Genomic DNA, 14,586 nt, shown 5'->3' on the forward strand with positions numbered 1-14,586 from the left:
ATGTCTATATCAATGGAGCTATTATGGCATATAAATCATTGTTTTTTTAAGTTTTGTTAAGTTTTATTTTTGCCTATTATTAAAACTTCTAAACAAAGAAATGAGGTGAGGCCAATGCACTAAATAGTCCGGGTTAACACATTTAGTATCTCGTCAAACGCATAACAGAGAATTGCATCACCGCAGTTTTAAGCTGTAGAAAGGAGAGTTTATGACACGCACGTTGACTTCTTTTCTCGCAAGCGTATTACTGGTACTTGCATCGGGTGATTTATTTGCCCAGCAGAACGGATGGGGTCTCGGTGGATTTGCCAATTACCACGTACCTCTGTCCAATTTGCGGGACCGCTACGACCAGGCGGGGAAATACGGCATAAATGTGAACTATGTGGCCAGCGACCTCGTAACCGTTGAAGTGGAATACCACTATTCCAAATTCGACAACGGGAAACTCGCGTCCAAACCGTTTATATACCCGGTTGACGGTCTCGAATACACCAGCCCCAATGCTTCATCGACAATGACATTCAACAGCGTAGCCGTAAACGCGCTCGTCTTTGTGGGCGAAGAGAATCGGCAACACGGATTTCGGGCAAAAGACTATCGCCATTACATAGCCCTCGGCGGTGGTTTTTTCCGCTATAACGCCGAAAACAGCAACCTGGTGTGGCCGGCTCAAACCAGCGATCCAATCGACTTAAATACCGTAATGGATCCGCAAATCGACAAACGCACCACCATAGCACTCACCACGGGTGCGGGTATGGAGGCATTTGTCACCGATAATATCAGTCTGGATGTGCGCGGGCGCTTAAACTTTGTCGTGGGAGAATTGAGACCCATGCTCTTTTACGAGTTGGAACGCGCTCGCCCGTTAATGTTCTTCGATATAGGAGCCGGAGTTAAGTTTTATTTCTGGCGTTAACCCATTCACCCTTTAAGGAGGTCGTGCTATGAAGCACAGACTGTTGTTTTTCAGTTTTCTGACTGTTGGTTTCCTGCTTGCCGGAACCGGCGACCTGTGGGCGGGTAGCACGGGTAAGATCAACGGGGTTGTGCGAGATAACAGCGGACAACCACTGCCGGGAGCCAACGTAGTGATCAAAGGCACTCAGCGCGGCGCTGTCACCGATGCCGATGGGTATTACGCAATTATCCAGGCAGACCCGGGGCGCGTCACCCTTACCGGATCGCTCGTCGGTTATGAGACCGTCCAGGTTCAGGACGTACTGATCATCGTCGATCAGACCGTCACCGTGAATTTCTCGCTCAAAGAAGCCGCTGTAGAACTCGGCGAACTGGTCGTCGTGGCCGACCGTCCACTCGTGGAACCAGACAAAACCACGAGTAAATACACCGTAACCGTCGAAGAAACCGAACGCCTTTTGAGCATCGTGCGCAACACATCCGAGCTTTTGCAATTGCAGCCCGGCGTGGCAGTAGATGGTAGCAACCGCTTGCGCGGCAGCCGAGTCGGCGGCCCCGGATCTGGTTACAGCGATGTTGTATGGGGCAGTGACGTGGCCTATATGGTCGATGGCATACGGATAAACTACAACGATGGCCGCGGTGCTGGCGGGCAGTTCCGAACCGTGAACCGCGGGGCAATTCAAGAGTTGTCCGTACTCACCGGTGTAACACCCGCCGAATTTGGCAACGCCCAGGCCGGTGTGGTACAAATCGTGACAAAAGACGGCGGCAATCAGTACAATGGCTGGGGCGAATTTCGCTATGAGCCTGCCGGGAAAAAGCACTGGGGTATGAATGTCTATGACGCCCCCCAACATCAGGACAAAATGCAGTGGGACAATCCCAACTGGCTGACGGAACGGCGCCCCGATCTGGGTTTGAACAACCAGACACTGACAGAATTAGCTGGCGAACCCCTGCATATTCGAGAGGACTACACAGAAGTCAGCGGTTGGGATGCAGAGGCAAATCTCTCGGGTCCCATTGGCACCAATGTCTCCTTTGTCGCCACGGCAAAACACGGCCGTTTAGCCAATCGCTATCCGGGATCCAAGCAGACGGGATTTTACAACGACCTCAACAGATTTATCCCCACGGGACCGGACAACCTGACGCTTTCCGGCAGCTTCACCTTTAGACCAAGCCCAAATCTGAAGCTCAAATTAGGTGGGCTTTACCAGGGATATGAATACTGGTCAGACGGCGTGGCCGATCCCTATATCCGCACGGCAGATTCGCTTCCGGGCGTACACCGGGGTCTCGGCAACGGTGGTCGGGATCTGTTTTTGCCGCCAGATTGGTCGGGGGCTGGAAAGCGCATGGAAAGCGAAGAAATGCAATATCTGGTCGTGACCCACACACTCTCGCCCAAAACATTTTACGAAGTGCGCATCTCGCGCAGCCGCTCATTAACAGATACCAGCGGCGTATATCACGCAACATCGGTCAACAACAGGGGCGACGCCAACTGGTTTAACACCGGGCGAACAGCTGCCCGCTGGAAAGTGGCAGACCGCAACCGCCTGGGCTTGAAGGTAGATATGACCTCTCAGGTTACAAAGGGCCACCTGCTCAAGGGCGGTATTGAATTTATGCGCCGGGACATCATGATGATGATCATCGCCAATGCCACCCCTGCGGATCGACACCTGATGTTTGTGGCAGATGAAGGTCGATTCGGAGAGGAAGGCGTCAAGCCGTATTCCATCAATGCTTACGTGCAGGACAAGATGGAATTTGAGGGCATGATCGTGAACCTGGGATTGCGCATGGATGCTTTCAATCCCAATGCCCGCAGAATAACGTTCGGTAGTGCCCGCGGTTCCGAAATGTTCCGCAGACCCAATCTGGCGCGAGATTACGCCTATAATGAAGGATCGATCTGGTCAACACAAGCCCCCTGGCACGTGGTATTTAGCCCCCGCATCGGAATTTCGCATCCCATCACCGAACGGGCGCAGTTCCGGTTCTCGTCGGGTGTTTACCTGCAATGGGCTGACCTTTGGTTCTACTTTGGCGAAGACTTCTGGGTAGCGGGCAAAGCCGAAGACAGAGATGTCAACGGCAACGGTCGCATCGACGACACAGAGCGCTACAACAACCTGGAAACGACTTATAGCGGTCGAAATGGCACGCACCTGTTGCGCCCCGCCAAAACCACGGCATTTGAAGTGGGTGCAGACTGGAACTTTGTTTCGGACTATACCTTAGCGCTAACGGCTTATTATCGCTCTGAGGTCGAGCAATTCACCCACTATCCCAACGAAACCTGGCAGGGCCCGTATATCAGTCGCATTCGCTATTCCCGCACCCTGGACAACGGTGCTTATGGGGATACGCGGGGCGTGGAACTCGCATTGCGCAAGAGGTTCAGCCACAATTTCTCGTTCAATTTGTCCTACAACTACCAGTGGGCGTCGTTTACCACGGGCAAGCGCGGCAACGTGATACGCAACATCTACATGGATGAGGAAGGTGTCAGAAAAGCTGCCGTCAACATCGCCTATACGCATCCCGAATTCGGCGTACCGGTTCCCGATTTATGGGTAGAATGGGATCCCCACTCCTCGGGCAGCGAAGTACCCAGAATGATGTCGCAGGAAGACATCGACCTGATTGCTGGGCAGGCCAACCGTCGATACGAGTCCGCTACTGTGAATCAGGCTTATGGCAAGACCCTGGGCACGGGCGAATGGGATGGCCTGCGCCCCCTCGAGGGACCGACCAAAGGCAAGGGCATTTACCTGCTCACCGGCGGTTATACCCAGCTATTCCTGAAACCGCGCGGGGGAGATCGACGGCAATTTGGAACCGCCTCAATGCTGGCATCCTTCCCGGCCGATTACGAACGGGGCGGTGCCATCGTCAGCAGAGTATTGCGCAACATGCGCATCAACCTGGTCACGCGGGTTGAAACGGGAGGATTGTTCCGCTATGCCCCGCCAGAAGGTGGCGTGCGGCCCTACCGCGAACTGGCTATGGACTCTCGCACAGACCTGGCATTGGAAAGGTCCTTTGCTATGACATCCCGGGTTCAGACCTCGGTTTTCCTGGATATACGCAATATGTTTAATCAGAAAGACCGGACAAGCCCGACCAACAGGAATGACTATACCTACTACGGGGTTGACGGACCCCGACCGACCGACAGCACCTACCTGCAATACGGCGACGTGCGCGATCGCACTTACGCGCACACACCCAGGTTGACCCAGGTAGGCGTGCGATTTAACTGGTAGCGGGTTGTGCGAGTGGGTCTTGTGCCCACTCGCATACCCTCTCCTTTTCCGAAACCCATTGAAGGAGGGCGAGGAACAATATGACGCGATTTAAAATTTTTACAGGATGGGTCGCAATATGCGCCGCGGTGGGAGCTATTATAGCTACCGATGCCACAGCGCAATTCGACCCGAACATAATCCCTTTCAGGGAAAACACCAGGGCATTGATCTCCAATTCCTGGAACAACATGGGCATCCAGGGAGGCAGCCCCGAAATTAACCGCGGCGGCGACCGAAATGCCTATCCCCACAATGGCGTGGGACCGGGTTCCTTCGGACAGGTGTTGTCCCAATTCACAAGCGGACCAAAATCCCAGGTCTATAACGACTACAAAACCTCGATGGGCGATGGTTTGTGGATTTTGACATCCGACGGACAAATCAGTTTGACCGGGCCACGACCTTCGCCGTGGATCAGGGATTTTATTCGTCCATTGCCTTATGATCCCAAAGGCAACGAAGAAGAACACTGGGGCGTCCCCAACCCACTGCGGACACTCGGAGATGCCTCAAACGTACTTGCCACTTCGGGCGGCTGGAGCGGCGGTGGATCAGAACCGTGGCTGTCCAATTACTGGCCCGGTGTAACACAGGCAGATTTCGGAAGCTATTACGGGAACGAGTTAGATCCCTCCAAAACCAGCCCCCTGGTCATTGGAAACTACAATCTGAGTGGCTATATCGTCGATCCGTCGCTCCCCGAAGAAACCATCATCACCCGCTGGGTACACATCAAACAGGGCATTCAGGTAACGCGGCGGGTCTATAATTGGAGCCATCCGGACTTCGACGATTTTTATCTCGTAGATTTGACATTCACCAACACGGGTGATTTCGACGGGGATGGGCAGGAAGACAATCCCGGCGGCACGCCTACCCAGTACGACATCTATTTTTCGTTTGTAAACTCCTGGGTATCCGCAGCAATGGGCGTTATGCAAGCCTTTGGCTGGGATGGTTATGTGACGTCGGGTGGTCGCGGTGTGGATGATATTTATTTTTATTCCGATGCGAGCAACTACGCGGGTGCGTTTGCCCCCGGGTATAAAGCCAGCATTTTCCGCGATTCCGACAACCCATTGTCGCCATACGACGATACGGGCGACCCGTATTTCAAACGACTGGGCCATACCGATTCGGATGCGGTTGATGCATCCGAAGGCCAACTTCGCGCACCGCAACACATCGTGATGGCGCCCATCGCGTTTACCGATGCACCGGGGCTACACGCGTTTAACACCCGGGACATGGGCAAATACGTCCAGCCACAGGGCGACCAGCCCTTCTCGGCGCAGTGGTGGCAGGCGCGGTCCAAAGACGACTTTGACGATCCCTATACGGAAAAAGACACCGAATCCCAGATGTATGGTGCCATGCTAAAAGGGGGAATCAAAGACAACCCAAACGAGAACAATGTAGATGACCGAAAATTTTACATTTTCTCGCAAGTCTATGGTCCGTACACGCTTCAGGCAGGCGAAAGCGCCAAGATCGTGATGGCTTATGTCGCCGGTCACCCAGCTCAGATAAAGAACCAGGATATACTGACCTGGGACCGTTCGGATGTGTCGGTAGAAACAAAGATCCAGGAATTCAAAACCCTGGGCGAGCAAGCGGCTTATGAGAATTTGCAACTCGCGCACTTTATTTACGACTCCAATTTCCACCATCCACCGGCACCGACGAATGCATTTATCGCTGCCGATGACCTGACTTCCAGCGGATTTGCCCGCCAACAGATTTCGTGGATCGACGACGCCGACCGCGCGGTCAATCCCCACACCGGACAACAGGACATCGCGGGCTACCGCGTCTATCGCTCCACCTGGTTCGGATGGGGTCCCTGGAAATTGCACGACACCGTGTTGAAGGGGCAAAGCGGTTCCAGCCTCAACGGTCAGTGGTCGCTCTCTGGCGGGAAATACACGTATGAAGATCTGGATACGGCCGCCGGGTTTGCATACCACTACTCGGTGCGACCCTACAACAGCGGATATAGCGACTGGATGGGCGGTGGAATGGCGATAGGAGATCTGCCCACGGGCAGGGCGCGCGCCAATGCCACGGGTGGGTACGAAAGCGGTTGGGGACCTGCCACTGCGCGCACCTACGACGCCGATGACAGACGGCCCTTCCAGCCGACCACTACCGAAACCGATCAGCTCGACCGAAAAGTAACGGTGGTGCCAAATCCCTATTTCGTGGATGGCAAGCACCAATATCCCAGAAGCCGAAATCTGCGCTTTGTGGGGATTCCCCAAAAGTGCAAAATCCACATCTTTTCGGCTTCCGGAGACAGGGTCTATACCGTCTCGCACGATAATCCAGACCGGGGCGAAGCCTCGTTTCGGCAGGTGACGTACAATCTGGCTGGCGAAATCCAGACCGGACTGTACTACTTCGTCGTCGTATCCGAAACCCCGGGCAGCGAAAACAAGATCCAGCGCGGTACTTTTGTGGTGATTAAGTAGCCGAAGGAGGCATTCATTGTGAAACAGAAAAATCTCATACTTACAGCGTTCCTGAGCCTGCTGCTGATCGCCAGTCCCGCTCTGGGGCTTGAATATGAAGGCGTAACCGCGATCGAAGGGGTCAAGAAAGTCAACATCGCAGGCATGCAGTTTTTGAAAATCGGACAGGGTGCTCGTGCCGTGGGGATGGGTGATTCATACACGGCAATTGCCGATGATATCAACGCCATCTTCTGGAACGGCGCCGGGCTAACCCACGTGGAAAAATTCGCCTATCAGGCCAATTACACCAAGTGGCTGGCAGGCACAGAACTGTATTCGGCGGCAGCCGTCTTCAACACCCACTCGTCTCGAGGTGAAGTTCTGGGTATCAGCCTGATCACACAGCAGGTCGAACCCATTGAAGAAACCACCATCTTCCAGCCGAGTGGAACGGGTCAGTTTGTCGATGTGAACTACATGGCGGTGGGCTTGCTCTACGCCATAAAATTCACAGACAAATTCTCGTTCAGTGCCAAAGCCAACTATGTGCAGGAAAAACTCTACACGCAAAAAACCAGCACATTTACCATAGACCTGGGCAGTCATTTCTACACCGGGTTTAGAAGCCTGCGCGTGGCAATGTCGTTCAAGAACTTCGGACCAGACCAGAAATCCAGGGAAGAGGCATTCTCCTACCTGATGCCCCTGACCTACAACATGGGCCTGGCCGCCGAAGTTTATGGCGAAAAAGGCGATCCGACCTATTTGACGCTGGCGGCCGAGAGCGTATTTCCCGTAGATTTCGAGCAACGCTATCACTTTGGCGCAGAACTCTGGGTCCAGAATCTGGTAGCTGTGCGCGCGGGCTATAAGTGGAACTACGATCTCGAATCCTTTGCCTTTGGCGCTGGTGTCAAGCAAACAGTAGGCGGACGCACCTTCGTGGTAGATGTGTCCTATTCGCTGCTGAAGGATATCGACGGCGTGGCACTATTCGACTCGCCCCTGCGCATATCAATAGGCGGCACGTTCTAACGAGCGGCTATCGCAACTTCTGCGATGACCATAGTTTGTACACTTTTTGGGCGACTGCCGGGGTTGCACCCTGGCAATCGCCCTTTGTATTCTGTACAAAAAATGCCTGTAAATCAACGTGGGAAAACCTATCCTCTTGTCGCGGTGGGATTGGCGGCCTTTCTGGTATTCGCAAACAGCCTGAGCAACGGATTGGTCTATGACGACCACTTCCTGATCGAGCGCAACCGCTTGCTGCGCGAAGCCGATGTGTGGGGCATTTTAACCACGCACTACTGGGCTGGATATGAAGGCGAAGCCAATATCAATGGACAATATCGTCCCCTCACAGTCCTGTCTTTTATGCTGGACGGCCTGGGAGGGATCTGGCCCTTCCGATTTCACCTGACCAATACAATCCTGCACGTGGTCAACAGCCTCCTCGCCTATCTCCTCTGCCTGAATCTGGGCTTGAAGCGGGGCGCAATCCTGGCCGCACTGCTATTTGCCGTACATCCCATCCATGCCGAAGTCGTCGCCGGCATAACATTTGGGCGCGCAGATCTATTGGCTGGCCTGTTTTCTCTAACAACCCTGCTCCTGTACATCTTCTGGCACAACCGGGGCGCGGAAAAGTACTACGGATTGGCCCTCGCGGGATTCTTTCTCGCCTTGCTCTCCAAAGAAAGCGCGATAGTCTTACTGGGGCTGGTCATCGCCGTCGATCTAACCCTGTCCCACGGGAATGGGATACGCAATCTCCTGTGGCAGCGCAGCGTGCGCTGGGCTGGCTTCATCGGGATTTTTGTCCTCTATCTAACCATGCGAAAAGTCGCTGCGGGCCTGGGATTCTCAGCCGAAAATATACTCGCTCTCAACAACCCACTCATAGACCAGCCCCTCGACCACAGACTCTTGACAGCCGCCGGACTCTTTTGGAAATACTGCATTCTCATTTTGTTTCCCATCAAATTATCCGTAGATTACTCTTACAGCGCCATACCCGTCATCACCTCTATACTCGCGCCCGAAGCAACAGCGGGCATAATCCTCGGCATCGCAGGACTATTATTGTGGGCAGGTGCTTTTTACAAGCGCTGGCCCTGCGTATTTTTTGCTCTATCATTATTCTTTGTACCCTATTCAGCCGTATCGCAAACACTCGTATTGATCAACGCCATTTTCCAGGAGCGATTTCTATACATCCCCGTCCTCGGTGTGTTCGCACTGTTTGGCCTGGGATTTGAACACCTTGAAAAACAACGAAAAACGGTCGCCATTGCCCTCGCCGCCCTCATTCTCGTGGCCTATAGCGCCCGGACCATTATCCGAAATGCGGACTGGCGAGACGACTTAACACTTTATCAAAGTGCAGTAACAGCGTATCCCGAAAGCGCGAAAATGCAACACGCCCTGGGCGACGCCCTATCTGAACGCGGTCGGATATCCGATGCCGAAACAGCTTATCGAAAAGCACTATCCATCCGGGAAAGTGCCCTGACCTATAACAACCTGGGAAATATCTACGCCGCAACGGGTCGCTTTAAGGGAGCGACAACCGCGTATCAAAAAGCAGTAGAAATAGAACCGGATTACATCGAAGCCTACATGAACAAAGGGCTCGCGGCAATGCAGGCCGAACAAATAACCGACGCGCATTCGGCCTTTGAACGAGCAGCCATTCTCGACCCGACCAACGCAGAAATTTTCTACAACCTAGGCGTAGTCCGCGAAAAATTGGGCCGCCCCGCACATGCCACTACTGCTTATGCCCGCGCCATAGCATTGCGCCCAAATTGGGCTGAAGCGTATTTTAACCTGGGAAAAGCCCATCGAGACAACGGCGAAAAAACCGCAGCCATACAGGCGTACACGCGCTTTATAGAACTCTGGCGGGGGGACCCGCAAGTCGCGCAACTGGCACGCCGAGAATTGGAAAAACTCAATGAAAACCCCCCTTCCCGATAGCCGTGTCATTCGGAAAGCTTTCGACGAAGCCGCCGAAAACCGGGACCGTTGGCGCAGGCGCAACCGCACCTATCACCAGGAAGTCCTGCGATTTTGCCGTTGCGCAATACCCGAAGGATCGTCCGTCCTGATCATAGGATGCGGCACCGGCGACCTGCTCGCGGGCTTAAAACCGGGGCGGGGACTCGGCATTGACTTCAGCGAAGCAATGATAAAACGCGCGCGCAAAAAATACCCCCACCTCGAATTTCGCGTGGGGCGCGCCGAGAATTTACCCGAAGGGGAGCGATTCGAGTGGATCATCCTATCGGACCTGCTGGGTTTCCTGCCGGACATCCAGCGCGTATTCAGCGAATTGTGGAAAGTCGTACTACCCAGCTCCCGCGTCCTGATCACGCACTACAATCCCCTGTGGAAACCCGTACTAAAAACCGCGGAAATATTCCGCTTAAAAATGCCCGAACCCGTGCAAAACTGGTTGACACACCGGGACATTCAGAATTTACTTTATCTATCAAACTTTGAAGAAATACGACGAGAAAGCCGCCTGCTCTTGCCCCGCCGCGTACCGCTACTCGCATGGCTTGCAAATCGCTTCCTGTCGAGAGTGCCGGGACTGAGACGCCTGTGCCTCATACAAACACTCGTCGCGCGTCCCGTCTTCCCTGCGCGGGAAGCATCCTCAGTCTCTTGCTCGGTCATAATACCCTGCAAAAACGAGCGAGGCACAGTAGAAGCCGCAATAGCGCGCACACCTGTGATGGGAGCGCATACAGAACTAATCTTTGTCGTGGGCAATTCAACAGACGGCACAGCCGAAGAAGTCGAGCGCTGCATAGCGGTACATAGTGGAACAGACATCCGCCTGATCCGACAAACCGGAACCGGCAAAGGAGACGCCGTACGACAGGGATTTGACGCAGCCAGAGGCGATATATTGATGATCCTGGACGGCGATTTAACCGTCGCCCCAGAAGACTTGCCCAAATTCTTCGACGCCCTGATATCTGGCCGCGCCGAACTCGCCGTGGGATCCCGCCTCGTATATCCCATGGAACAACAAGCCATGCGATTCCTGAATCTTCTGGGCAACCGGTTTTTCGGCTGGGTATTGAGCTGCCTCCTGGGACAGCGCATCCTGGATACCCTGTGCGGCACCAAAGTCCTGTTCGCCCTGGACTACAAAAAATTAGCCAGAGCGCGTCGAGACGTATGCGATTTTGACCCCTTTGGCGACTTCGACCTCCTCCTCGGCGCGTCCAAACTGGTCCGCAAAATCGCAGAAGTACCGGTGCGCTATCGGGATCGGGTGTACGGAACCACGCAGATCCACCGCTTTCGGCACGGCTTTTTGCTATTGCGCGTATGCTGGACTGCTTTTCGCAAACTGCATTGAACGGTGTACCCCTTGAGGAAACATACCGTGTTCACTTCACCAATAGTCAGATACGCATTGCTCATGGCTGTCGTGCTCTGGAGCGCCGCAGACGCCCAGGAGGACTTGATCCTCCGCACTGGAGCGACCGGTCAGGTGTGGACCTACTCTCGAGAGATGAGCGGCATCGCACTGACAGAGCTGTGGACCGACGGTGCGGAACGGGAACAGTGTCTCGGTATATTCCCCGGGCGACCAGGTCAACTGGGAATAACAGAAACCGGAACCATCATCTACCAATCCATCCCCCTATTATTGCCCGCACCTGGCGACATCTTGCATCGGGGACACACCATCTCCCTCGCCCCATCCCGATACTGGGAACTGACGTCATCGGGACGCGATATCCTCATAATAGATGATCCGGATCTGGAATCCATTATCTGGACCACTGAAAAAGCGATAAAAGGATTAAAACCGACCGCCCCCGCTATTGGCAAAAACGACCTACCCACCCTGACATCGGGTTTCAACGCCGTGCGCCTGGCGCAACTGAGCCTCTCGCGCTGGGAGTTCAAACAAGCCGCCGCTTATTACAACCAGGCAGCGCGCCATTTTGAAACACTGGCCAGACAATCCGCGAAAAGCGGCCTATCCAAATCTCCCATGCAGGACTACGTGCACGCATTTCAAAGCGCCGCGCAAGAAATTCAAAAAAATGGATCCCGCTGGGTCTGCCGCGACCACCTCACCGCAATCTCCAGACTACTAACCGCATATCGCCGCGACCATCGCGGGAAAATGCCCGACCAACTGTCCGCGCTTCAAAAATGGACTGTTGATCAATCCCGGGCAGATCCCGGGACTATCGCCCGCCTGTTCCGCGCACCCGCAGATCGGAACAACACGCGGCCCATCAGCTATTTCTACAGACCCAACGCCGCTACAGGCGAAGCCATTGTCGTGAGCTATTTCTATCCCGGTCGCCTCGTAGAACTGGTTCGACACACCGAAAACTATCGCGTACAGGACCGTCCCATTGGAAAAACACAAATAGATTCACTCGTAGAAATGGGCAAAACCCTCCTATCGCAAAACGACACCCTCGCCGTACCAATACTCACCGCACTCACCCACGTCGCGCCCGATCTGAAACTGGGGCATTGCCTCCTGGGCTATGCCTATTTAGAGGTAGAGAATTACGACCGCGCGCGAAACGCTTTTGAGCGCGCCATTGACCTCGACCACCGCCTATCCGAGGCGTACAACGGACTGGGGCTCGTCTTCCAAAATCGCCCCAAAGGCCTGTACAATGCCATCCGCTATTTCAGAAGAGCCTTGCAGTGGCCTCCAGATGAACGGCTATCGCAGCTATACAATATTCACCGCGATGCCCGCTTTAACATGGCGCAGACGCGATATAAACTCAAAGAATACGACACCAAACGCGACCTCGACCACGTCATCGCACTGGACCCGACCTACGCGCCGACCTACAAACTGCTGGGCAAATGGTGGGAAGAACAGGAAGAAGACTACGAACAGGCGGCCATGGCCTATGCCCGCTATATAACACTCGCGCCCGAAGACCCGGAAGGCAGAGAGTTGCTCTCAAGGGCCTATTTGCGAAGCAAAAACTTCGACCGCATCGTCCAATTGCTGGAAGATCACATCCGCGAGTACCCCGAAGAAATAACATCCCTGCCCATCCTGGCGCAGGCGTGTCTCGAACTGAAGCGTCCGAACTGGGCACAAACCTATTTTTCCCGCTATGTGGCGCACCTGGATCCGCAACACCGCGCACTATACGAAGACATCCGATTCCTCGCATCCGTCGAAGAACTCGAAGAATACAACAGCCTCGACACAGACGCGGCGCGTTCGTCATTTTTGCGACAGTTCTGGGCACTAAAAGATCCAAATTTGATCACCGCGACCAACGAACGCAAACTGGAGCACTACAGACGGGTATGGTATGCCCTGACAAATTTCTCAGAAGGGAAAAAGCCCTTTGACCGGCGCGGCGAGGTCTATATCCGCTTCGGAGAGCCTGACTATCGGTCGCGATCCAACATGTTAAACTTGCAACAAAGCCTATCAGTACAGCGGGTAAAAGAGCGCGTTGCCCAAACGCTATTTGGTGGCGAAGCCGCACAACAGACTTATTTTGGCCCGGTATATCCCGTGCGAGGACTTCAAACCAGACTAAGTGGTGCAACCCCAATCAGTATGCAACGCGAGGACGCATCCATGCAGCAGGCCATCGAACAATCACAGGAACGGGAGCGACAGGGACTCGAGTCGGGAGATGAAGAACAGCGCACTGTGCGTTCGGCACAGGCAACAGCCGATGACCAGACCGGAGAAGACATCAGCACTTTTGAACGGCGGGCGAATTCAGTCGTCAACGCCGGGAATATGGGCAGTGAATTTTTTAATCTCCAGCCGGATTTCAACGCGGTCTCCGTTCCGGAAGACGCCTCTATGGTGCGGTGGGAGACCTGGATCTATACCGATGTGAACGGGGGCATCGAAATAACCTTCACCGACGAAGCAATGACCGGCAGTTTCGACTACGCGCCCTCGCCTCTGGATCCCAACATCCCCATCCGCACACTGGCTCTACTCAACCGGTACAATCCCCGCAGAGTCACCGAATTTGCCGCTCGGGTAACGCCGGATTATTACGCAACCCCGGAAAACACCCGTCCCCTGGAATTCTATTACGACCTCGCGGATTTTCAGAGCCTCCAAAATGACGTAAGCGCGCTGGAAGTCTATACCGGAATCCCGCAGACACTGGGGCGGTACTTCGCCGAAAACAATACCACCGAGATGGTCGTAGAGCGAACCGTATCCCTCTTAAACGAACAGACCGGCGATGTGTATCGACGCACCGGCGATGTGCGATATCGCAATGCAGGCGATCAAACCGGCATACAGGGCGCCTTTATCCCCGATGTCGTGCGCCTGGACGCCCCGCCGGGATATTACAAGCTGGAAGTACATCTGCTGGACCGCCTGTCTGGGCGGCAGGGGCGGTATCGCCAGATAATCGAACTGGAGAAATATCAGACCCGCTCAATGAAAGTAAGCGATCTGGAACTGGCATGGCGCGTCGCAGAGGGCGGCCCCCAGGACAAATTCCGCAAAGGCGAGTTGCACGTCGTGCCCATGCCCACGCGAACTTACCCAAAAGGACAGAGCATCTTTGTCTATTACGAAATCTACAATCTAAAACGCGATGAATTCGGTCAGACCAGATACCAGGTAGAATACACGATCGCCCCAAAAGGCAAAGGCGTGGGCGGTGCCGTATCTCGCCTGGTGAGAACGCTCGGCGGCAAACGAGAAAAAGTGTTACTGGGATATGAACAGGTCGGAACAATGAACCTGGAAACCGTCTATACAGAATTGGAATTGGGCGACCGCGAACCGGGACGCTACGCACTGGAAGTCGTGATAACCGATTTGAACAGCGAACAGACCGCCTCTAAAAATGCCCTCTTTGTGGTAGCGCAATGAG

Annotated in this window: 7 protein-coding genes; all 7 read left to right on the top strand. The window is 54.2% G+C overall.

The genetic code is table 11. The features are described from left to right. The first annotated feature begins 211 nt into the window (after nt 1-211). The 7 genes from F4Y39_09010 to F4Y39_09040 all read left to right on the top strand — a co-directional run bounded on the left by F4Y39_09010 (nt 212) and on the right by F4Y39_09040 (nt 14,585). Nucleotides 212-925, top strand: a complete 714-nt coding sequence (locus F4Y39_09010; protein ID MYC13847.1) for an outer membrane beta-barrel protein — start codon at nt 212-214, stop codon at nt 923-925. Nucleotides 926-953: 28 nt separating this feature from the next. Beyond that, nucleotides 954-4,208 (top strand): TonB-dependent receptor, encoded by a 3,255-nt coding sequence (locus tag F4Y39_09015; GenBank protein MYC13848.1) that lies wholly within the window; start codon nt 954-956, stop codon nt 4,206-4,208. 80 nt (nt 4,209-4,288) lie between these two features. Next, on the top strand, nt 4,289-6,721 hold the full coding sequence (locus tag F4Y39_09020; GenBank protein ID MYC13849.1) for a hypothetical protein: 2,433 nt from the start codon (nt 4,289-4,291) through the stop codon (nt 6,719-6,721). Nucleotides 6,722-6,739: 18 nt separating this feature from the next. After that, nucleotides 6,740-7,738, top strand: a complete 999-nt coding sequence (locus F4Y39_09025; protein ID MYC13850.1) for a PorV/PorQ family protein — start codon at nt 6,740-6,742, stop codon at nt 7,736-7,738. Nucleotides 7,739-7,762: 24 nt separating this feature from the next. Beyond that, nucleotides 7,763-9,685: a tetratricopeptide repeat protein gene (locus tag F4Y39_09030; GenBank protein MYC13851.1), complete on the top strand. Its 1,923-nt coding sequence runs from the start codon at nt 7,763-7,765 to the stop codon at nt 9,683-9,685. Next, nucleotides 9,663-11,081, top strand: a complete 1,419-nt coding sequence (locus tag F4Y39_09035; GenBank protein MYC13852.1) for a glycosyltransferase — start codon at nt 9,663-9,665, stop codon at nt 11,079-11,081. Before F4Y39_09030 ends, F4Y39_09035 begins: the two co-directional genes overlap by 23 nt. Nucleotides 11,082-11,108: 27 nt before the next feature. Continuing rightward, the gene (locus F4Y39_09040) at nt 11,109-14,585 is read left to right on the top strand and encodes a GWxTD domain-containing protein (protein MYC13853.1); all 3,477 of its coding nucleotides are present in this window, start codon (nt 11,109-11,111) and stop codon (nt 14,583-14,585) included. Nucleotide 14,586: the final 1 nt, after the last annotated feature.

Source organism: Gemmatimonadota bacterium (genome assembly GCA_009838845.1).
GTDB lineage: Bacteria > Latescibacterota > UBA2968 > UBA2968 > UBA2968 > VXRD01.